Annotated in this window: 22 protein-coding genes; 7 read left to right on the forward strand and 15 right to left on the reverse strand. The window is 62.3% G+C overall.

The features are described from left to right. Nucleotides 1–148 precede the first annotated feature (148 nt). The 8 genes from mnhG to QD408_RS19435 form a co-directional block, all read right to left on the reverse strand. Nucleotides 149–481, reverse strand: a complete 333-nt coding sequence (mnhG, locus tag QD408_RS19400; protein WP_414140417.1) for a monovalent cation/H(+) antiporter subunit G — start codon at nucleotides 479–481, stop codon at nucleotides 149–151. Beyond that, entirely contained in the window at nucleotides 478–831 is a 354-nt protein-coding gene (locus tag QD408_RS19405; protein WP_414140418.1) for a cation:proton antiporter, read from the reverse strand. The genes mnhG and QD408_RS19405 overlap by 4 nt, the downstream gene beginning before the upstream one ends. Beyond that, complete coding sequence (locus QD408_RS19410) at nucleotides 828–1301, reverse strand: Na+/H+ antiporter subunit E (RefSeq protein WP_088682267.1); 474 nt, start codon at nucleotides 1299–1301, stop codon at nucleotides 828–830. Before QD408_RS19410 ends, QD408_RS19405 begins: the two co-directional genes overlap by 4 nt. Beyond that, nucleotides 1298–2848 carry a Na+/H+ antiporter subunit D gene (locus tag QD408_RS19415; protein ID WP_414140419.1) on the reverse strand — a complete coding sequence of 517 codons (1551 nt, stop codon included), beginning with the start codon at nucleotides 2846–2848 and terminating at the stop codon, nucleotides 1298–1300. Before QD408_RS19415 ends, QD408_RS19410 begins: the two co-directional genes overlap by 4 nt. A gap of 240 nt (nucleotides 2849–3088) precedes the next feature. Next, a complete protein-coding gene (locus tag QD408_RS19420) occupies nucleotides 3089–3466 on the reverse strand; it encodes a Na+/H+ antiporter subunit C (protein WP_088682265.1) in 378 nt (125 codons plus the stop codon). Beyond that, nucleotides 3466–3885 (reverse strand): Na(+)/H(+) antiporter subunit B, encoded by a 420-nt coding sequence (locus QD408_RS19425; RefSeq protein ID WP_414140420.1) that lies wholly within the window; start codon nucleotides 3883–3885, stop codon nucleotides 3466–3468. The genes QD408_RS19420 and QD408_RS19425 overlap by 1 nt, the downstream gene beginning before the upstream one ends. Before the next feature lie 4 nt (nucleotides 3886–3889). Beyond that, on the reverse strand, nucleotides 3890–6256 hold the full coding sequence (locus tag QD408_RS19430; RefSeq protein ID WP_414140421.1) for a putative monovalent cation/H+ antiporter subunit A: 2367 nt from the start codon (nucleotides 6254–6256) through the stop codon (nucleotides 3890–3892). Between the two features lie 129 nt (nucleotides 6257–6385). Continuing rightward, nucleotides 6386–6601 (reverse strand): hypothetical protein, encoded by a 216-nt coding sequence (locus QD408_RS19435; protein ID WP_088682262.1) that lies wholly within the window; start codon nucleotides 6599–6601, stop codon nucleotides 6386–6388. 190 nt (nucleotides 6602–6791) lie between these two features. On the opposite strand from QD408_RS19435, the gene msrB reads away from it, so the two are divergent. After that, complete coding sequence (gene msrB, locus QD408_RS19440) at nucleotides 6792–7205, forward strand: peptide-methionine (R)-S-oxide reductase MsrB (protein WP_414140422.1); 414 nt, start codon at nucleotides 6792–6794, stop codon at nucleotides 7203–7205. 254 nt (nucleotides 7206–7459) lie between these two features. Here the strand turns inward: msrB and QD408_RS19445 are convergent, their stop codons facing one another. From QD408_RS19445 to QD408_RS19460, 4 genes are all read right to left on the reverse strand, one after another. Further along, nucleotides 7460–8161, reverse strand: coding sequence for a pentapeptide repeat-containing protein (locus tag QD408_RS19445; protein ID WP_414140423.1), 702 nt, complete (start codon nucleotides 8159–8161; stop codon nucleotides 7460–7462). Nucleotides 8162–8303: 142 nt separating this feature from the next. Further along, a complete protein-coding gene (locus QD408_RS19450; protein ID WP_414140424.1) occupies nucleotides 8304–8819 on the reverse strand; it encodes an N-acetyltransferase family protein in 516 nt (171 codons plus the stop codon). Between the two features lie 100 nt (nucleotides 8820–8919). Further along, nucleotides 8920–9588: a PAQR family membrane homeostasis protein TrhA gene (gene trhA / locus QD408_RS19455; RefSeq protein ID WP_414140425.1), complete on the reverse strand. Its 669-nt coding sequence runs from the start codon at nucleotides 9586–9588 to the stop codon at nucleotides 8920–8922. Between the two features lie 172 nt (nucleotides 9589–9760). Next, nucleotides 9761–10180, reverse strand: coding sequence for a universal stress protein (locus QD408_RS19460; RefSeq protein ID WP_088682256.1), 420 nt, complete (start codon nucleotides 10178–10180; stop codon nucleotides 9761–9763). 190 nt (nucleotides 10181–10370) lie between these two features. Between QD408_RS19460 and QD408_RS19465 the strand changes: the two genes are divergently transcribed. The 3 genes from QD408_RS19465 (at nucleotide 10371) to QD408_RS19475 (ending at nucleotide 13950) form a co-directional block, all read left to right on the forward strand. Then, on the forward strand, nucleotides 10371–11336 hold the full coding sequence (locus QD408_RS19465; RefSeq protein ID WP_414140426.1) for a VOC family protein: 966 nt from the start codon (nucleotides 10371–10373) through the stop codon (nucleotides 11334–11336). Nucleotides 11337–11473: 137 nt separating this feature from the next. Further along, nucleotides 11474–12640, forward strand: coding sequence for an AI-2E family transporter (locus tag QD408_RS19470; RefSeq protein ID WP_088682254.1), 1167 nt, complete (start codon nucleotides 11474–11476; stop codon nucleotides 12638–12640). A 17-nt stretch (nucleotides 12641–12657) separates the two neighbouring features. Then, the gene (locus QD408_RS19475; RefSeq protein WP_414140427.1) at nucleotides 12658–13950 is read left to right on the forward strand and encodes an NAD(P)/FAD-dependent oxidoreductase; all 1293 of its coding nucleotides are present in this window, start codon (nucleotides 12658–12660) and stop codon (nucleotides 13948–13950) included. A 49-nt stretch (nucleotides 13951–13999) separates the two neighbouring features. Here QD408_RS19475 and QD408_RS19480 read toward each other — a convergent pair whose 3' ends face one another. Then, a complete protein-coding gene (locus tag QD408_RS19480; RefSeq protein ID WP_414140475.1) occupies nucleotides 14000–14797 on the reverse strand; it encodes a polysaccharide deacetylase family protein in 798 nt (265 codons plus the stop codon). A gap of 102 nt (nucleotides 14798–14899) precedes the next feature. Beyond that, the gene (locus QD408_RS19485; protein ID WP_088682251.1) at nucleotides 14900–15289 is read right to left on the reverse strand and encodes a DUF930 domain-containing protein; all 390 of its coding nucleotides are present in this window, start codon (nucleotides 15287–15289) and stop codon (nucleotides 14900–14902) included. Between the two features lie 251 nt (nucleotides 15290–15540). Between QD408_RS19485 and QD408_RS19490 the strand changes: the two genes are divergently transcribed. Both QD408_RS19490 and QD408_RS19495 read left to right on the forward strand, forming a co-directional pair. Continuing rightward, complete coding sequence (locus tag QD408_RS19490) at nucleotides 15541–17652, forward strand: S9 family peptidase (RefSeq protein ID WP_414140428.1); 2112 nt, start codon at nucleotides 15541–15543, stop codon at nucleotides 17650–17652. 40 nt (nucleotides 17653–17692) lie between these two features. Next, nucleotides 17693–18217 (forward strand): DUF1697 domain-containing protein, encoded by a 525-nt coding sequence (locus QD408_RS19495; protein ID WP_414140429.1) that lies wholly within the window; start codon nucleotides 17693–17695, stop codon nucleotides 18215–18217. 35 nt (nucleotides 18218–18252) lie between these two features. Here QD408_RS19495 and QD408_RS19500 read toward each other — a convergent pair whose 3' ends face one another. Then, nucleotides 18253–19710: an MFS transporter gene (locus QD408_RS19500; RefSeq protein ID WP_414140430.1), complete on the reverse strand. Its 1458-nt coding sequence runs from the start codon at nucleotides 19708–19710 to the stop codon at nucleotides 18253–18255. Between the two features lie 270 nt (nucleotides 19711–19980). Here QD408_RS19500 and QD408_RS19505 point away from each other — a divergent pair, with 270 nt between their 5' ends. Continuing rightward, nucleotides 19981–21483, forward strand: a complete 1503-nt coding sequence (locus QD408_RS19505; RefSeq protein ID WP_414140431.1) for a protein adenylyltransferase SelO — start codon at nucleotides 19981–19983, stop codon at nucleotides 21481–21483. Nucleotides 21484–21506: the final 23 nt, after the last annotated feature.

The raw sequence follows: 21506 nt of genomic DNA on the forward strand, positions 1-21506 counted from the left end.
TTTGGCGGAAACGCCAATTATTATTTGTCGTTTTTCTTGAGAAAAAATGTCAGATGAAGAATTGAGCAGGCCATCGGCAAGGTTTATTCGTTCCTTCCTGTGCATAAGTTCGCGTAAAACTGATTAAGGCGCCGAACAGCATATGTTCTCAGCGCTTGCGCATATCATCACGCACCGAAATGCCGCCAAGATCATATCCCGAATGGTGAGCCGCTCTCGCGAGCAGGTGGGCCGATACAGGGGCCGTCAGCAGGAAGAAGACGAAGCCGGCAATGGCGCGGACGAGAATCACCGGGTCTTGCGAATAAAGGCCGGCGGCAAAGAGCAGCAGGCCGGAGCCGACCGTGCCCGCCTTCGAGGCCGAGTGCATGCGCGTATAGAGATCAGGCAACCTGACCAGGCCGATCGCCGCCGACAGAGCAAAGAGCGCGCCTGTTATGAGGAGCAGGGCGGTGATGACGGCAACGATGAAATCGATCATTTGCGCTTCCTCCCTGCCCGACGGGTCTTCGCGTCAATTTTTGCCGCGGATGCGGAAGGCGCAGATTTGATGCTGCCGCGCGACAGCAAGAAACGGGCGAAAGCGACAGTTGCGAGGAAGCCGACGAGGCCGAGCGCGATGGCGATATCGATATAGAGCGAAAAGCCTGTTTTGACCGCAATGACGGCGATGAAACCGATGGCTATCCCGGTCAGCATGTCGAGAGCGAGGATGCGGTCCGGCAGGGTCGGCCCGGCAATGACGCGCCAGACGGTCAGAAGCAGCGCCAGGCTCAGGATGACGAGTGCGGCCGACGATGCGGCCGCGATGATTGCGTCGGGCGTAATCACCGGAAGGCCTCCATGATCTTGCGTTCGAAACCGTTCGCAATGTCCCGCCTCGTCGCTTCCGGATCGGAACAATCGAGCGCGTGGACATAGAGCGTGCGGCGATCTGTGGAAACATCGACCGAAAGCGTGCCCGGCGTCAGCGTGATGAGGTTTGCGAGCAGTGTGATCTCGAAATCGCTCGTGACCGTCAGCGGAAAGGCGAAGATGCCGGGCTTCAGCTTCATATCCGGCGAGAGGACGGTGAGCGTGACCTTCCAGGCCGACAGCGACAACTCCTTCAGGAACAAAGCGGCAAGCGACAGCACCAGACGGGCGCGGCGCAGATATCCTCTGCTTCCGAAGGGCTCGCGAATGATGATGAGCGCCAGGGTCCCAAGCAGGAAACCGAAGATGAGGTTGAGCAGCGAGGCGCTGCCGGTGACGGCGACCCAGGCAATGGCAAGCAGCAGATTGAAGAGGAAGACGATCACGGCGTACTTCCTTCCGGGAAGACCGAGTGAAGATAGGCCTGCGGATCGACAATGTCGGCGGCGGCCGATTGCGACAGTTTCAGCAGTTGTTCCGGCAGAATGCCGAAGCCGATGGTCAGTGCCGTCAGCGCGGCAAGCGACAGGCCGGTGCGCCAGCACGCTCGCGACGGGGCGAGCGCCATCGGCGCGGGACGCCAATAGGCGAGCAGAAAGAGGCGGCCGAAGACGATGGTCATCAGAAAACCTCCCGCTAGGATCGAAGCCGCAAGCCACCAGGCGCCGCTGTCGAGCGACGCCTTGGCGAGCATGACCTTCGGCCAAAAACCGGAAAAGGGCGGAAGGCCGCAGGCGGCGAGGAATAGCACGAGAGACAGCGCGGCAAAGCCGCCGCTTTGCCGGTAGAGCCCGCCCAAGGCCGACAACGAAAAGCCGCCGCCCCGCCGGGCGATCTCGCCGGCTGCGAGGTAGAGCGCGGTCATCAGCACGATGGAATGGAGGGCATAGAAGATCGCTCCGCCGATGCCGCCGGGGCTGCCGACTGCGACGCCGGCCAGTATATTGCCGATTCCCGATATGACGACATAGCCGAACAGCCTGCGGATATCGTTTTCGGCAAGCGCGCCAAGGGCGCCGACGAGGATGGTCGCGGCCGCGGCAAGCGCAATGACGAGGTTCAGCTCCTCACGCTCCACCGGCAGCAGCATGACCATCACCCGGATCAGAGCGTAAATGCCGACCTTGGTGAGCAGGCCGGCAAACAGCGCCGAGACGACGATGCGCGGCGTGTGGTAGGCGGCGGGCAGCCAGAAATTGACCGGAAACGCCGCCGCCTTCATGCCGAAGGCGAGCAGGAAGAGGCCTGCCAGCGTCATCAGCGGCGCCGTGCCGCGCAAATCCTTCGCCCTTGCCGCGATGTCGGCCATGTTGAGCGTGCCGAAGGCGGCATAAAGAATGCCGACACCGATCAGGAACAGCGTCGTGGCGATGAGATTGAGCACCGCATATCTCAGCGCCCCGTCGATCTGTTCACGCTCGGAGCCGAGAATGATCAGCCCGAAGGAGGAGATCAGCAGCACCTCGAACCAGACGTAGAGATTGAAGACGTCGCCGGTGAGAAAAGCACCGGTGACGCCCGCCATCAGCAGCATGAGCAGCGGGAAGAAACCGTACCGCCGGCCGCTTTCACCGATATCGGCCAGCGCATAGATGCCGGCGGCGAGCGCGGCAAGGGCTGCGGTGAACGCCATCAGCGCGCCGAAGAGATCGACGGTGAAGGCGATGCCGAAGGGCGGCAGCCAGCGCCCCATGACCATGGTCAGCGGCCCCTCGGCAGCAACTTTGGCAAGCAGCGCCGCATCCATGAGGGCCAGCAGCGCAAGACCTGATATGGCAAGCCAGCCCTGCAGACGCGGATGGGCGCGGGCCATCAGCAGGACGGCGCCGAGCGCGATGCAATGGACGACCGGCAGGATGACCAGCCAATGGCCGATCGGCACCGGGGCGGCGATCATAGCGGCGGAAAGATCTATGGTGATTGGAGCGGCCATGTAATCAGACTTCTTTTCCGCTCGGCACGCCTTGCTCCCTCTTCTCCCCAGCGGGGAGAAGGTGGCCCGAAGGGTCGGATGAGGGGGGCGGCACGGCACGCGCTGTCCTTCGCTCGCGCTGCGGACGCTCGTCGCAATCGCTCCTCGCCCCCCTCATCCGCCCTGACGGGCACCTTCTCCCCGCTGGGGAGAAGAGGGAGGCCGCCTGCCGAGCTTCAGCCAAAACTTCCACGTCCATCCTCAATACCCCAACGGCGGCAGCGGCCGGTCGTCCGGCTCAGCGGCGTGCATTTCGCTGGTGTCGTCGGTGCCGAGGTCCTGATAGGCGCGGTAGGTCAGCACCAGCAGGAAGGCCAGGAAAGAGAAGGAGATGACGATCGCCGTCAGGATGAGCGCCTGCGGCAACGGGTTCGCCGTGCCTGATGGCAGGGCGTCGAGACCGGCCGGGATGATCGGCGGCACCTCGCTGGTCAGCCGGCCTGATGTAAAGAGCAGGAGATTGACCGCATTGCCGAGGATGGCGATGCCGAGCATGATACGGATCGAGAATTTCGACAGCATCAGATAGATGGCGGCGGCGAAGAACAGGCCGACGAGGATTGCCAGAAGCGGCTCCATCACTCCACCTCCTTTTCCTCGAGCGCCAGCGCGATCGAGGTGATGGCGCCGAGCACGACGAGATAGACGCCGACATCGAAGAGCAGCACGCTCGACAGCGCCACCTCGGTGCCCAGGAGGCTCGGGTAGACCCAGAGGCCGGTCATGAAGGGAACAGCAAAGAGGATGGAAAGAAGGCCCGCGATCGTCGACAGCAGCAAGCCGGCGCCGGCGATCGTCAGCGGATGAAAGAAGAGCGCGCGGCGAACGGCGGCGACACCGCGGGCAATGCCGTAGATCGCCAGTCCCGAGGCGGCGATCAGGCCGCCGATGAAGCCGCCGCCCGGCTCGTTGTGGCCGCGCAGCAGCACGAAGACGGAAAACAGCAACATCAGCGCGGTGAGGAACGGGGCGACGGTGCGGAAGATGAGGGTGTTCACGGGATCACTCTCCTGCCCCCACCGCATCCGGATCATTGGCGGCAAGCTTGCGCTCCGTACCGGCGCGGATGCGGATCAGCGCCAGGATGGCGAGGCCGGTGACGGCGACGACGGCGATTTCGCCGAGCGTGTCGGTGCCGCGGAAATCGACGATGATGACGTTGACGACGTTGGCGCCATGAGCAATCGATTTGGAATAGCTATTGAAGAAGACCGTCAGCGCGTCGTTGAACGGCGCTTGCGTCGCCCGCATCAGCAAAAGCGTAAAGCCGAGGCCGCAGGCGAGCGCGATCGCGCCGTCGAAAAGCCTGCCGGCCATAGGGCGATGATCGGCGGGGGAGAGCCGAAGCCTGGTCATGACGAGCGCGAGGATGACGACCGACAGAGTTTCGACCATGAATTGCGTGAAGGACAGATCCGGCGCGCCGAACAACAGGAAGATGACGGCGACGGCGAAGCCCTGGATGCCAAGCGAGACCACAGCCGTCAGCCGGTCGCGGGCAACGAGGACAGCGGCAAGGCCCAAGGCGGCGATCAGGAAGACGGCCCATTCATGCAGCCTCACGTCGGCCGGCCAGGCGGGAAGACGCGGCAGCTCATCATAGGCCGCCAGCGGAATGATGAGGATGGCGGCGACACAGAGGAAGGTACAGGTGACATAGATCTCCAGCCGCCCCGGCTGGAGGACACGCATGAGGCGGCCGGCGAAGCGAACAAGACCGGATACGGCGACGTCGAAGCCATGATCCGGCCCGGGACCGGCCGCGCGCAGCAAGACGGCCATCAGGAAACGGGCGCGATCCAGCTGCCAATAGACACCGATGCCGAAGAGCACGGTCAGGACGGAAAGCAGCAGCGGCAGGCCGACATGCGGCACAAGCGAAATATCGATATCGACAGGCGTCTGGCGGATGGCGGCAGCGATGGGCGAAGATATGCCGGCGTGGGTGAAGGCCGAAAAGATCGCGGCGAGCGGCCCGAGAACGGCGAGAACAGCGGGGCCGAGCCAGAGCAGCGCGGGGGCCTCGTGCGGATGTTTCGGCGTCTCCATCGGCTGGCCGAGGAAAGGTTTCAGCGCCACGGCGAAAGCGACGGCGAACATCAGCGCATTGCCGAAGACCGCGATCGACGTAAAGGTCAGCGCGCGGAGATTGCCACCGAGAAGCGCCGTATAGATCTCCTCCTTGGCGAGGAAGCCGAAGAAGGGCGGCAGGCCGGCCATGGAGAATGCCGCGGCAAGGGCCGTAATCCATGTCAGCGGCATCGTCCGCCTCAGACCGCGCAATCTGGTGATATCGCGCGTGCCGGTCTCGTGATCGATGATTCCGGCGACCATGAAGAGCGCGCCCTTGAACAGCGAATGGGCCACCAGATAGAGCGCCGCCGCCGCCATCGCATGATCCGAACCGAAGCCGATCAGCATGACGAGCAGGCCGAGGGAAGAGACGGTGGTATAGGCGAGCTTCAGCTTCAGGTCGGTCTGGCGGATGGCGAGCGCTGTTCCGACCACCAGCGTCAGCCCGCCGAAGAAGGGCAGCAGCATTTCCCAGGCAGGCGTCGGTCCCATCACGGGATTGAGCCGCATCAGCAGATAGACGCCTGCTTTCACCATGGTGGCCGAATGCAGATAGGCCGACACCGGCGTCGGCGCCTCCATGGCGTTCGGCAGCCAGAAATGAAAGGGAAACTGCGCCGACTTGGTGAAGGCGCCGCCGAGGACCAGGATGAGGGCAGCGAGATAGAGCGGGCTTTCGCGCACGGCACCGCCCGATCGGATCAGCTGCGACATCTCGGTGACGCCCGATATGTTCCAGAGGAGCAGCAGGCCGGCCAAGAGGCAGAGCCCTCCCCCACCGGTGACGACCAAAGCCTGCAGTGCGGCGCGGCGAGCCGCCTCGCGCTCATGGTCGAAGCCGATCAGCAGGAAGGAGGTGATCGACGTCAGTTCCCAGAAGATGAAGAACATCAGGAAGCTGTCGGACACGACGACACCGAGCATCGCCCCCATGAAGAGGAAGATGAAGGAGAAGAAGCGGCCCTGATCCTTATGACCTTTGAGGTAGCCGCCGGCATAAAGAACGATCAGGGTGCCGATACCGGTGATCAGAAGCGCGAAAGCCAGCGACAGGCCATCGAGAAACCATGAGAAAGAGAGGTTGAAGCTCGGCACCCAGAAATAGCCGCCGGTAACGACCTCGCCACGCGCGACAGCGGGAACGAAACGCAGGAAATGCAGGAAGGCAAGGAAAGGAGCAATCGCCAGGAACCAGGCGCCGTTTGCGCCAAAAGCACGGATGACGAAGGGAGCGGCAAGAGCGCCGGCGAGCGGCAAACACAAGGCCAGAAATGTCAGAGCCGTGACATCGGCCATGTCTCCTCCTCTACCGGCAATAGACGAAGGCCAGCGAAAATCGGCCTGTCTCTGACTTAGGCGAAATGGCAGGACCTCTCAAGCAATTTCGATCACAGGGCGAAACTGCACGAGCGTATCGGAAACCGTTCAGGCCATCCGGCGGGAAAAACGTGTCAGCAGCCGCGCGACGCAGCCGTGCAGGAGGAAGAGCAAAAGCGTCAGCGGCCAGAGCAAACAGGCGATGAGCCCGGCGAGACGATAGAGTGTCAAACCGTCATGGTTGGCCCAGCCTTCCAACATCGTGACCACCATGGCGGCTGCGGCTACCAGGCCATAAAGCAGGAAGATTACGGTTTCAAACACCAGTGGTTTCTCCAATGCACGTCACATTAACCCTAACGGAAAATTCCTAACGGATGTAAAAGCAAACGTCTTCCCCCAATTGCGCTATGCCGCGAATCTCCTGGCGCGGCGCCGCAGCCTTGATGAAGTGAGGGGGAGGCACCACATTTTCTTGCGAAACGGAACCGCCCCTCGGCAAAAGGAGCACGCCATGTCCGAAACTGCAACCACTCCGAAGATCCACAAGACCGATGCCGAATGGAAGGAGCAGCTCACCCCCGAGCAATATCGCATCACGCGCCAGCACGGCACGGAGCGCGCTTTCACCGGCCCCTACTGGGATTCCTTCGAAACGGGACTTTACCGCTGCGTCGGTTGCAACGCGCCGCTTTTCCGCTCCGACACGAAATTCGATGCCGGTTGCGGCTGGCCGAGCTATTTCGAAGCGGTATCGCCCGATGCCGTGACCGAATATCGCGATACGACCTATGGCATGGTGCGCACCGAAATCCGCTGCGGCACCTGCGAAGCCCATCTCGGCCACGTCTTCCCCGACGGCCCGCCGCCGACCGGCCTGCGCTACTGCATCAATGGCCACGCCATGGTGTTCGAGGCGGAGAAGTAGGCATTCCGCAATCGAAAAGCGGCTCATCTCAAGGTGATGGGCTCTGCCGCTCCCCTCCCCAACCCCTCCCCACAAGGGGGAGGGGCTAACGTGCAGCACCGCTTCACGTAACCCTCCATCGTATCAATCCGTTGAACGGGAACAGCCGGCAAACCCGTCCTTTTGGTCACCGCCGGATAATGCAGCTTAGCCCCTCCCCCTTGTGGGGAGGGGTTGGGGAGGGGTTTTCAACGGCGCCAATCGACGCCTGCCGATCACTCGTGCTCGGCAGGGCACGGCCAGCTTGCCGGCGTGCTCAGGCCAGCCGGCAGTTTGGTCGAGGCATCGCCGCAGGCCAATTCTATCTGCGCCTGTTCGAGCCCGGTTGCGGCCGAAAGATCCAGGCCTTCGATGCGAGTGAGAAACATGAAGGCACGATCGAATATGGCCGCGCCTTCGAAGGCCGCTCCGGAGAGATCGGCGCGGGAAAGGTTGGCGAAGGAGAATTTCGTCCCCGTCAACACCGCCTTGTCGAAATCGGCACGGCCGAGTTCGGCCTTTTCGAAGCTTGCTCCGGCGAGCCGGGCGCCGGTGAAATTGGCGCGCTGCAACTCGGCGCCGGCAAAGGAAGCGCCTTCGGCAACGATATTGGCGAAGCTGGAGCGATAGGCCTCGATCTTGGCGAAGTTGGCGCCTTCGGCACGCGCGCCCTCGAGCGAGGCTCGCACCAGCGTCGCCTTTTCGAGGTTGGCGGACTTGACGTTGGCGCCGGCGAGATCGGTCAGCGAAAAATCGGTGCCGAAGAGATTGGCGCCTTCAAGATCGCTGCCCTGCAGCATCAGGTTCTTCTTGGTGCAATCCTGCCAGTCGAGCTTCGGCGAGGCCGTGCTGCCGCAATCGGCGGCATGCGTGGAGATCGGCGCAAAGGCGAGAAAGGCGAAGGCAAGGAGGCCGAAGGGCGATCTGTGCATTGCCATGGAACTGTTCACCTCCGTCACGCTTTCAAGCTTCGTCTGCGAAGCAGGCTGCTCTGATTTCTACACAGCTCAGACTACAATAAAAAGATGGCGAACGCTCGCTATGGATTTGCGGATCAATCCGTCCGCCGGGGCAGCCGGATCAATCCGTTCGCCCGGGCAGACGGAGTTCCATGCAGGTGAGATCCAGCCAGCGGCCGAACTTGGTGCCGACCTCGGAAAATCTGCCGGCGATGCGAAAACCGAGCTTTTCGTGCAGCCTGATCGAGGCTGCGTTTTCCGCCTCGATACCGGCGATCATCACATGGATGTTGCCGGCCGCGGCACGCGCGATCAGTTCGCGCATCAGGAGTTCGCCGATGCCTGCGCCCCGGCAGTCCTTGTCGACATAGACGGAATGCTCGACCGTGTGACGGTAGCCGTCGAAGGCTCGCCAGTCGCCATAGGAGGCGTAACCTGCAACCTTGCCTGATATTTCGGCGACGACGACCGGAAAGCCGCGCGCCTTGCGCGCTCTGAACCATTCCAGCCGGTTTTCGAGATCGACCAGCGTGTCGTTCCAGATTGCCGTCGTGTGCTCGACGGCGTGATTGTAGATATCGCGGATGGCGGAAAGGTCGGCTTCGCTGGCGTCGCGGATGAGGACGGCGTCTGTCATGATTGCCCGGCTCGTATTGTCTGCGAAGCGGCATACGCTCCGCCTCGACAGATGTAAACGGCCGATGCGACATGAGGACGATTTGGGCCAAGGCCGCAGGTCAGAGACCCGACGCCGGGGAGCTGAAACAAGTGAAGACCGCCGAATAATGCACCGCTGCGGCGGCAACGACAAAGCCATGCCAGATGGCGTTCTGGAAGCGCAGCTTCTCCCAGACATGGAAGATGACCCCGAGCGAATAGATGACCCCGCCGATGATGATCAGCAGCATCGAAGCGAAGGGAATGCGCGAAGCGACCGGCTCGGCAACCAGCACTCCGCTCCAGCCCATGGCGAGGTAGAGCAGAATGGCGAGACGGTCATAACGCCCGGGGAAAGCGCATTTGACGAAAATGCCGGCGGCCGCGAACGTCCAGATTGCGACCAGCATGAACATCAGCAGCGGATCGTCAGCGCCACGTTCGAGGAACGGGGTGTAGGTGGCGGCGATCAGGATGAAGATTGCCGAATGATCGAGGCGGCGCAGATACCATTTCGTGCGTGAGACCGGCCAGGCATTGTAGGAAAAGGAAATGGCGAGCGTCAGCACCAGCCCGACGCTGTAAATCCAGGCGGCGGCAAGTTCGCCGTAGGAACTCCAGACCGTGGCGTAGAAGATCAGCGCGGTAGCCCCGATCAGCGCCAGCACGAGGCCGACGCCATGGACGATACCGTCGGCGATCAATTCGTATTTATCATAAGCCCAGCGAATGCCGTTGAACTCGCCCATGCACGCCCATCCGTCTCATGTCGCGACGGAGATCGTCGCATCGAACGGCAAGAGGCGCAACTGCGGCGAACCGCGCGGGCGGTAAATCTTCGTGACAGACTGTAGGAGCCGGCTCCGCCTTTGACGGCGAGCCGGTGGGACATCGACGCGCACTCCTACTCCAACGGCAACATCAAACCTTCTGCCGGTCGACCAGCACCGAGCATTTGGCATGGCGCACGACGCGGTCGGCCGTGGCGCCGATGAAGTAATTGGAAAAGTCCGGTATGTGCGAAGCGACGATGATGAGGTCGGCGCCCAGGCTTTCGGCGGTCGAAATGATGGCTTTGGCGGGTGGACCGTTGCGGATCTCGATCGTTGCCGGGATACCGGTTCGGGCGATCAACGCTGCCAGCTTATCACGGCCCTCCTTCATCGCGTCCTCAACGATATTGGCCGGCAGTTCGACCGCGACATATGTCGGCACGTCCTCGACGACGTTGAGCGCGACGATCTCTCCGCCCGCGTCCAGCAGGGAGGCGGCCTTGCGCAGGATTATTTCCCCCTTGTCGATGCCGCCGAGCGCAATCGCTACTATGATTTTCCTATACATGCTGCCCTCCATGACGATGCATGCGTAAGTTCCTTAAAAGAAGATATGAGCGCATTGACCGCGATCAAGTGGACGCAAGTCATCGTCAACGTCTGCTCAACGCTTCATCCTCAAAAACAGATCTTCTGTGAACAATCGGAATCCGCCATATAGGGGTCAAGTAGAGCAGCCGAGAGGACATCAGAAGCGAATGGACCGGCGAAACTTTCTCGGACTTGCCACAGGCGGCATCTTTGGCGCCACCGTCGGTACGCCTTCCCTTCTATGGGCCAATTCAGAGCCAGGAGAACAATCCGTGACGACCGAAACTTCCTATGCGCTGACACGGCCCGCCTATATCGACCGGTCGCATCTCGTCGTTACCGATCTCGGCCTCGTTTCCGGCTTCTATCAGTCGATGCTCGGCCTGAAGGTCATCGAGAAGACGGCAAGCGGCGAAGTGCTGGGTCCCGGCGATCTGCCGTTGCTGACCCTGACGACCGCTGGAAATGCCCGCATCGCGCCGCGCAATGCCGCGGGCCTCTTCCACACCGCCTTCCTGATGCCCGACCGCACCGAACTGGCGCGCTGGCTGCGCCATGCCGCCCACAACAACGTCGTTCTCGACGGCGCATCGGACCACCTCGTCAGCGAGGCGATCTATCTCTCCGACCCTGAAGGCAACGGAATCGAGATCTATGCCGACAGGCCGCACGAGCAATGGAAATTTCAGCAGGACGGCATGGTGGAGATGGCGACGATGCGCCTCGACCTGCAGGCGCTCTATGACAGCGCCCCCGAAGACCGCTGGGGCGGTATGGCCGATGGGACGGCGATCGGCCACCTGCATCTGCAGGTCGGCGACATCCCGCAGGCCGACGCCTTTTACCGCGACGTGCTCGGTCTCAAGCTGATGGCGCGCTATCCCGGCGCGAGCTTCTTCGCAAGCGGCGGCTACCATCACCATCTCGGCGCCAATATCTGGAACAGCCGCGGCGCCGGTGCACGCGCCGACAATATGACCGGGCTCTCCGACTACACGATCCGTTTCAACGACGCCGAGACGCTCGGCAAGGCCGTCGCCAAGCTGGACGAACTCGAAATCAAGAGCGAGAAGCGCGATGGCGGCGTATTTCTGAAAGATCCGTGGGGCATCGGCCTGACGCTTTCGGCGTAATACCCGGCCGTTCGCATAAAACCATCCGCACAAGGCTTGGCGGATGGGTCCTTGCAACCCGCTACGCTCCCAGGGAACCGGAACCGCGCCAGCGCGTTTTCGTGGCGAAGCAATGGGGCTTCGGGGACCTCCTCCGCATGGGCATCGCCAACGGTATCCGCAAACAGGCAAAGAAGATCGCCATCGGCGAACGCCGCACCAGCGCCTGGGCGCAGACGCTGCGGGAAGCGGCAGAAGACTTGCCGCCTCCGCCGCTCCATCGGCTGGAGAAGGACGGGCTCGATATCAGCATGGCCTGGGCGATCATCGGCATCTTCGCCATACTCGGGCTCGCCGCCGTCTATCTGATGTCGCTGATCCTCATCCCGGTCACGCTTGCCGTCGTCGTCGGCATGATCCTCGGCATGGCCGCGGAAAATCTGGGCAAGATGGGTGTGCCGAGGCTTGCCAATGCCTTTCTCCTGTCGAGCGCCGTGGCGCTGGTGCTCTTCCTGCTGGTCAACTCACTCGCCGACCCGCTGACGGTGCTTGTCAACGAGGCCCCTGCTTTCATCGAGCGGACCATCAACCGCATCATGCCTTATCTCGAACGCATCGAATGGCTGCATATCACGCCCGCGACCTTCGAAAGCGGGCCGATGTCGATTGGCGCGCTGCTCGAAAACACCGGCAACGTGCTGCATGTGGTGACCACAAGCCTGACGCCGGCGCTGGTACAGGGGCTGATTTTCTTTGCGGCCCTGCTGCTTTTCCTCGCCAGCCGGGTCAACCTGCGCAAGACCATTATCATGACCTTCCGCACCCGCACGCAACGGCTGGCCGCCATCCGCGTCATCAATGCCGTCGAGCAGGTTCTGGGCTTCTACTTCGCCACCGCCTCGCTGATCTATGTCGGGCTCGGCGTCGTCATGACCGTCATCGCCTATGCGGGCGGGCTGGCGGCACCGGTGCTCTGGGGCTTCTTCGCCTTCCTTTCGAGCTTCATCCCCTATCTCGGCATTACGCTGATGACGCTTTCCGTGGCAGTCGCCGGCATTCTCACACATGACGGCCTCGTTATCGGCCTGATGCCGGCTGCGGCCTTCTTCACCGTGCATGCCGTCATGGAGAACTTGATCTTTCCCGCGGTCATGGGACGGCGGCTGGAAATCAATCCCTTCATCGTCTTCCTCGCCATTCTGTTCTGGACCTGGATGTGGGGTGCAGTCGGTGCGATGCTGGCGCTGCCGCTCTCGCTGATCGTTATGACCGTGATCGAGGAATTGCTGATCGAAGAAAAACCGCAGCCGCAATTGCCGAAATAGACGGAACGGAGACGCTGGTGGCATCTGATCTCGATCTTCACGAATCCGATCACGGCCAGATGACGAGCGGCCGTTCGCTTTGGGGAAGAAGCGGCATACGGCCCCAATGGCAGCCGATCGAACAGAGCTTTTCCACCGATGTCGCGGTTATCGGCGGCGGCATCACGGGGGCGCTGATCGCGGAACATCTGACGGCGCGCGGCTTTTCCGTTGTTATCATCGACAGGGAAGAGCCGGGCTTCGGAAGCACCGCCGCCAGCACGGCCATGCTGCAATGGGAGATCGACAGCACGCTCGGCGAGCTGGAGGCTTACTACGGCTTCGAGCGCGCGGCCGGCATCTACCGCCGCAGCGCCGCCTCGGTCGCCGGCCTTTCCAAGCTGATCGCAGCCAACGGCATTGCCTGCGGCTTCCGGCCGCGCAACACACTCTACCTCGCCGCCAATCGCGAAGGCGCGCGCGACCTCTTCGAGGAGCGGCAGCTTCGTCGCCGAGCCGGCCTACCCGGCGTCTATCTGGAACATCCCGATCTCTTCACGCAGTTCGAGCTCGACCGGGACGGCGCCATCCTATCCCCCGGCTCGGCAGAGGCCGACCCGCTGCTGCTGACCTGGGCATTGATCGCGAGGGCCGTCCGTCGCGGCGCGCGGCTGGTGAGCGCTTCCGTGACCGAACTCCACGCCGAAGGCAATCACGTGAGCGCGGAAACTTCCAGCGCCAGAGTGATCGAGGCGCGGCATGCCGTGCTCGCGACCGGTTATTCCATGCCGGGCATCGACATGCCGAAGCTGCACCGCATCCGTTCGAGCTGGGCGCTCGCCACGGTCCCTCAGGACCCGGCAGTTTTCTGGCGTGACAGGGCGCTGATCTGGGAAAACAGCCATCCCTATCTCTACATGCGCACGACACCGGACAACCGCATCGTCGCCGGCGGCGAGGACGATGAGACGGTCGATGCGCAAGCCCGCGACCGGAAGCTGCCGGCAAAGACCATGGCGATCCTGGAGAAGATGAAACGGCTGTGGCCGAAGGCGGATACGCGTGTTGCCCATGCCTGGTGCGGAACCTTCGGCGAGACCGTCGACGGCCTGCCGCTGATCGGCCCGGTGCCCGGCATGCCGCGTGTGTTCGCAGCCTACGGCTACGGCGGCAACGGCATCACTTTTTCCTATCTCGCAGCGCAGATGACCGGCGCGATGATGGCCGGAATCCACCGCGACTGGTTCGAGGATTTTGCGCTCGACAGGGATGGGCCGGGAATTCGGAAACTTGGAGAGGATATGGCGCGGGCCGGGAATGAGTTGAGATAAAGTCTTCGCATTGGTTGTTGTGCCACACGGCACACCTTCAACCGCGGAATCACTCCGTCGTCTTATCGTCGCCGGTATCCTCGACATCCTCCAGGCGGACGAACTCCGTGCCCTTGGCCTTGAGATCGACCAGCGCCTTCGCCACCCCCTCGCCCGCCGCATGCGTGGGCTGGTTGATGTGGGAGATGACGACGTCGCCGTCCTTGGCCGAGGCGATGCGCTTTTCGGTGATCACGGCGCCCAGCAGCGAACCGCCGTCGCCATTCACGGAATAGCCGGCAATGCGATAGCCCATGGCGCGGATCTCGCCGATGGCGGACAGATCGTATTTGGCGGTCGAGCCGCGGAACCAGCGCGGCGCCGGGATGCCGGCCGCGGCCATGGCGGCGGCACCGCCTTCGACCTCCTGCTTCACCGCCTGCGGCGAGCCGGCAGACGCGATCCCGTAGATCAGTGTCGGCGTGTCGACGGCCGGAATATGGTTCTCGCCGTGGTTTTCAAGTTCGAAGAGATCCGGATTCTGCAGGAACACGGCAACAGCGGCGGGATTGCGCTTCAGCCAGCGGGCGGTGACGAAGATCGTTGCCGGGATGCGTTCACGCACCAATGTGGAAAGAATGCGCTCGTCGGCTTGCCCCATGCAGGCATCGAAGGTGAGCGCGATACGGGCATGGCCTGGAATGTTGGAACGGGCGATATGCAGATGCGGCTCGACGAGCTTTGAAGCTTTCGGAGCGACAGCGGCCGCAGCAGAATCGACCATGGTCGGCGGTGACGGCACTTCGGCAGCGAATGCCGTAACAGCGGTGATCAGAAAGAGCGCCGAAGCGGGCAGGATGCGGTTCATGTCGCGGGGATTTCTATGTTTCGATCCGTCGATTTTACCGACAGTCATCATCCGGCGCCATGTGGCCGGATGTCACCGCAGCCGTTCGGAAGGGCAACGGCATCAATCGTAGAGATAATATTTATTCCACTTCTCGCGCGGCACCTTCTCGCCGATCTGGTAGTCGAGCTCGCGCACGTTGATATGCTGCGGACCGGTGATGCAGTTATAGGAAAGATGGTACCAGTCGCCCTTGCTGCGGAAGACCGCGCCCGGCGCCTGCAACGAATTGTCGCCCGGGATCGGGTCCTTGAAAGTATAGGCAATGACCTTGTCGGGCTTGAAGCCGGTGCTGTCATTGTTGATGCGGCTCATCGCCTCGGTATCGCAGCTCTGTTCCAGGCGGGTGGAGGGATCGAGTTTCTCGAGCTGCTTCTTGATGGCGGGATCGACGGCAAAGGCGGGGGCGGCGATAGCGGCCAGGGATACAAACAGGAGCAGACGTTTCGGCATTTCGAAGAAAATCCCTTACTGTTGTGCATATTTCACTGTGCCGCAGGCAGCTTGCCGGAGGCTTGGCACGTATAAATTCGCAGAGATAGCGGACTTTCTTAAACATTGTGGTGACATCAAGGCAGCGTCGATGCAGCCGCCTCCTTGTCTGTGGAAGGTCGTCTGCACCCTTGGCGCAGCCTTGCCGCTTGATCCTGGGTCGCCGCGCCTCTATCTCTTCCCATCCCGACATATCGACCCGGAGCCATTCCTTGTCCGTCTTCAAGAGCCTGCCGACACCGCCCGCCGCACCGAAGAAGCCCGTCTCCGATACGCGCCACGGCATTACCCGAACGGACGACTATGCCTGGCTGCGCGCCGACAATTGGCAGGCGATGTTCAAGGATCCGTCGATCCTCGACCCTGAAATCCGCCGGCATCTGGAAGCCGAAAACGTCTATATGAACGCGGCGATGGAGGACACCAAGCCGTTGCAGAAGGTGCTGTTTGCCGAGATGCGCGGCCGCATCAAGGAAGACGACAGCTCGGTGCCGATGAAGGATGGCGCCTATGCCTACGGCACGTTTTACGTGACCGGCGGCGAGCAGCCGCGCTATTTCCGCATTCCTCGCGACGGCAAGGTTGCCGATGAGGCGATCCGCACCGTGCTGCTCGACGGCGACAAGGAGGCATCGGGCAAGGCCTATTTCCGCCTCGCCGGCCTCGATCATTCGAGCGACCACAGCCGCGGCATCTGGGGATATGACGACAAGGGCTCGGAATTCTTCACGCTGAAGGTACGCGATCTGTCGACGGGACAGGACCTTGAGGGGGAGCGGATCGAGAATACCGGCGGCGGCGGTGTCTGGGCGCCTGACGGCAAGAGCTTCTTCTATTCGGCGCTCGATGAGAACCACCGGCCCTCGAAGGTGTTCCACCATATTCTGGGCCAGCCGCAGTCCGAAGACCGGCTGGTCTACGAGGAAGAGGATGCCGGCTTCTTCATGGGCGTCGGCGGCTCGCTGCTCGACGACTTCATCTATATCGACATTCACGACCACGAGACGAGCGAATACCGGCTGCTGTCGACCAAGGACCTCACAGCCGAGCCGAAGCTCGTGGCGGTGCGAGAGGAAGGCATCGAATATTCGCTGACCGAGGGCGGCGACGTCTTCTACATCCTCACCAATGACGGCGGCGCCAAGGATTTCAAGATCATGGAAACGCCGGTTGACAGACCGGGCAAGGAAAACTGGCGCGAAGTCGTCGCCCACAAGCCCGGCACGCTCATCATCAGCCATATGGCCTATGCCCGCCATCTCCTGTGGCTGGAGCGCAAGGACGGGCTGCCGCGCATCATGATCCGCGACCGCAGGACCGGCGAGGAGCATGCGATTGCTTTTGCCGAGGAAGCCTATTCGCTGGGGCTCTCGGGAGCGGCGGAATACGACACGGATGTCATCCGCTTTTCCTATTCCTCGATGACGACGCCGTCGCAGCTCTACGACTACAATATGGTGACGCGTGAGCGCACGCTCTTGAAGACGCAGGAAGTGCCCTCGGGCCACAATATCGACGACTACGTCACCCGCCGCGTCTTCGCGCCGGCGTGGGACGGCGAGAAAGTGCCGGTCACCCTGCTCTATCGCAAGGATACGCCGCTCGACGGCAGCGCGCCCTGCCTGCTCTACGGCTATGGCGCCTACGGCATCACCATTCCGGCCGGTTTCAACACCAATTGCCTGTCGCTCGCCGATCGCGGTTTCGTCTATGCCATCGCCCATATCCGCGGCGGCAAGGACAAGGGTTTTGCCTGGTACGAAGACGGCAAGATGGACAAGAAGACCAATACCTTCAAGGATTTCATCGCCGCCGCTGACTATCTGAATCAGGAGAAGTTCACGTCCTACGCGAAGATCATCGCCGAGGGCGGATCGGCCGGCGGCATGCTGATGGGCGCCGTCGCCAACATGGCACCGAAGAAATTCGCCGGCCTCATCGCCGCCGTCCCCTTCGTCGACGTGCTGAACACCATGCTCGACGACACGCTGCCGCTGACCCCGCCGGAATGGCCGGAATGGGGCAACCCGATCGACAGCAAAGAAGAATACGAGCAGATCGCCTCCTACTCGCCCTATGACAATGTCGAGGCAAAACTCTACCCGCCGATCCTGGCGCTCGGCGGCCTGACCGATCCACGCGTCACCTATTGGGAGCCCGCCAAGTGGGTCGCGAAACTACGCGACAAGACGACGGGTGAAGCGCCGATTCTGCTCAAGACGAACATGGACGCCGGCCACGGTGGCGCGTCCGGCCGCTTCCAGCGGCTGGAGGAAATCGCGTTTGAGTACGCGTTTGCGATCAAGGTGGCCGGGAAGATGTAAGCGCTGGGGCGGCTGCGGCAAATCGTCAACGGAGAGAGAAATGCCCGTCCATATCGCCCTTCTCCGCGCCATAAACGTCGGCGGGACCGGCTCGCTGCCGATGACGGAGCTGAAGGCCATCTGCGAGGACCTCGGCTTCGCCGACGTGAAGACCTACATCCAGAGCGGCAATGTGCTTTTCCGCTCTGATGAAACCGAAAAAGCGGTCGAGGAGAAGCTCGACGAGGCGCTCGGGAAAAAGATGGGCAAACCTCCGGGCGTGATGGTGCGCAGCCGGAAAGAACTCGAAGCAATTGCCGCCAACGCGCCCTTTCCCGGTGCCAAGCCGAGCTTCGTGCTGGTTTATTTCCTGCCCGAAAAGGCGCCGGCCGATGCGCTGGAGAAAATGGTGGCGCCTGACGGCGAGGAGGCGAAGCTCGCGGGACGGGAAATCTATGTCCACTATCCCAACGGCTCCGGCCGATTGAAGCTGAAGCTGCCGGCGCTGAAGCTTGGAACCTCGCGCAATCTCAACACCGTGCGCAAACTCGCGGAAATGGCAGCTGACATGGAAGAGAAGGACTGAGTGCTACGCGCAGAATTTGATTCAAGCGACGCGCTTCAAGTCTTTGTTTCTCCAGCCACCTTCGTCCGCTTCGCCTTATAGCCGCTGATCTCCTCGCCCGCCGTCGGCGAGAAGCGCAGGTTCCAGACGGTGGCGGTAATCGAGATGACGGTGACGACGATGAAAGCAGCGGAGAAATCGCCGAGATCAGGCGTTTCGGTACCTGACAAGGCCATGGAGCCGTGCAGCGCCAAGGCCCCGATGCAGATGCCGAGCGACAGCATCAGCTGCTGGAAGGTGGTGTAGAAGCTGGTGGCCGAGCTCATCCGCTCCTTTTCGATCTCGTCATAGGCGATGGTGTTGTAGGCCGTGAACTGGAACGACAGGAAGAAGGCGCTGAGGACGAGAACGACGAAGATCAGCGGCATCGGCCAATCCGGCCGGAAGGCGGCGCAGAGGCCGTAGCCGACCGTGCCGAGAATGCCGTTGAGAATGAGGCTTCTGCGGAAGCCGAGCCGGCTGAAGACGAACTTCGCCATCGGCTTCATGGCGAGCGCGCCGAGTGCGGTTGATATGACGATCTGGCCGGCCGCGGCGGCGGAAAGGCCGAAGCCGATCTGGAACAGCAGCGGCAGCAGGAAAGGCTGCGCGCCCTGGGTGATGCGCGTCAGCGAACCGGCAATGACCGAGGTGCCAAAGCTCGGCACCTTCATCAGCGAAAAATCCATGATCGGCGACAGATGCCTGCGGGCATGCCTCAAATAGCCGATGCCGAAGATCAGGCCGAGGGCGATCAGGAAGATCGAGAAAGCGCCTTCGCCTTCATGGCTCGACATTTCGAAGCCGAAGAGCAGCGAGCCGAGCGAAATGCCCGAGAGGATGAAGCCGATCGTGTCAAAGGGGCCGGCCGCCTTGCCCTTTACCTCATCGATATAGATCGAGACGAAGATCATGCCGATGATGCCGATCGGCACGTTGATGTAGAAGATCCAGCGCCAGTCGAGATAGGTAACGATGAAGCCGCCGAGCGGCGGGCCGACGATCGGGCCGATCAGCGCCGGCACCAACAGCCACGACATGGCGCTGACCATATCCTTGCGGGCGACGCTGCGCATCAGCACCAGGCGGCCGACCGGCATCATCATCGCCCCGCCCATGCCCTGCAGCAGCCGCGCCAGCACCAGGAAGGGCAGCGTCGGCGCCAGCGCACAGAGGATGGAGCCGACCACGAAAACAGCGATGGCCGCACGGAAGACGGTGCGCGAACCGAAACTGTCGGCCATCCGGCCGCTGGCCGGAATGAAGATCGCCAGGCTCAGGAGATAGGAGATCAGCGCAATCGACATGGCCGGGGCGCTGACGGCGAAATCGCGCGCCATGGTGGGCAGTGCGGTCGCAAGCACGGTCGCGTCGATGTTTTCCATCAGCATCGCGCTTGCGACGATCATCGCGATCACCCGGAAATTGGGCGCGGCGCGCCGAACCATCGGCGCCTGGTAAATCTGATCCGACATCGTCCGGATTCACTCGCGGTAGCGCGGCGGAGCGCGGGAGGCAGCAAGGCCGCGGAGATGACATGGCGCAAGGCCAAGGGGAGACGATTTCGTATACGCCTGCGATCATGGCGGCGCTATGTCCTTTATGGCAAAGCAGCTTTGACCAGAGGGAAAGGCGGATCACGATTCCTTGCATCGGCCTGATCTTCGTGAGGTCTTTGGAAGTGAATATCCTCCCTCGGGCGGAACCGGCTTGCGCCAGGGGCACCCCGGCCCTACCTATGAACCATGACCTCCGCCCTTGAGAAAAACCGGCCCGGCGCGGCCTTTCCCTTCGACAACAGCTATGTCGGTTTGCCCCAGCGATTCTTTGCGCCGCAAACGCCGACCCGGGTGGCGGAACCCTGGTTGATCAAGCTCAATGAGCCTTTGGCGGAAGAACTCGGGCTCGACATCGAGGCGTTGCGCCGTGACGGGGCGGCAATCTTTTCCGGCAATCTCGTTCCCGAAGGGGCAGAACCATTGGCGATGGCCTATGCCGGCCATCAATTCGGCGGCTTCTCACCGGTGCTCGGCGACGGGCGGGCGATCCTGCTCGGCGAGGTCGTCAGCCGCAACGGCAAGCGCTACGATATCCAGTTGAAGGGCGCCGGGCAGACGCCGTTTTCGCGCCGCGGCGATGGCCGCGCCGCACTCGGCCCGGTGCTCCGGGAATATATCATAAGCGAGGCGATGTTTGCGCTCGGCGTTCCCGCGACGCGGGCACTGGCGGCGGTAACGACCGGGGAACCGGTCTATCGCGAGGAAGTGCTGCCAGGCGCCGTGTTCACCCGCGTGGCGGCAAGCCATATCAGGGTCGGCACCTTCCAGTTCTTCGCGGCAAGGGGCGACACCGAAGGCGTGCGGGCGCTGGCCGATTATGTGATCGACCGGCACTATCCCGCGCTGAAAGACGCCGACAATCCCTACCTCTCCTTCTTCGAGGCCGTTTCTGACCGCCAGGCGGCGCTGATTGCCCGCTGGCTGCATGTCGGTTTCATCCATGGCGTCATGAACACGGACAATATGACCGTCTCCGGCGAGACGATCGATTTCGGCCCCTGCGCCTTCATGGACAGCTACAATCCGGCGACCGTCTTCTCGTCGATCGATCATCATGGGCGCTACGCCTATGCCAATCAGCCCGCGATCGGCCAATGGAACCTCGCAAGGCTCGGCGAAACGCTGCTGCCGCTGATCGACGCCGAGCCCGACAGTGCGGTCGACAAGGCGAATGCCGTGATCCGGGCCTATGGCGAACGGTTTCAGGCGCATTGGCTGAAGGGCATGCGAGCAAAGATCGGGCTTGGCGGCGAAGAGGACGGCGATCTCGAGCTGGTGCAGGCGCTGCTGACGCTGATGCAGGCGCAAGACGCGGATTTCACGCTGACCTTCCGGCGGCTGTCGGATCTGGCAGGCGATGAGGCTGCAGAGCCTGCCTTCTCGGCGAGCTTCCGGGAACCGGAGGCCTGCCGCGAATGGCTGGCGCGGTGGCGCGAAAGACTGTCTCGCGATCGGCAAACCGCCACTGAACGCGCCAGCGCCATGCGCGGCGTCAATCCGGCATTCATTCCGCGCAATCACCGGGTCGAACAGGCAATCGACGCAGCGGTCGAGGATGGGGATTTCTCGCTGTTCGAGGCGCTGCTGGCAGTGCTTGCAAAACCCTATGAGGACCAGCCGGATTTTGCCGCCTATATGGAACCGCCGAAGCCGAACGAACGGGTGCTGGCGACCTTCTGCGGGACGTGACGACGGCGTCATTCCCTTTACAC

This window comes from Rhizobium sp. BR 249 (genome assembly GCF_047445895.1).
Taxonomy (GTDB): domain Bacteria; phylum Pseudomonadota; class Alphaproteobacteria; order Rhizobiales; family Rhizobiaceae; genus Rhizobium.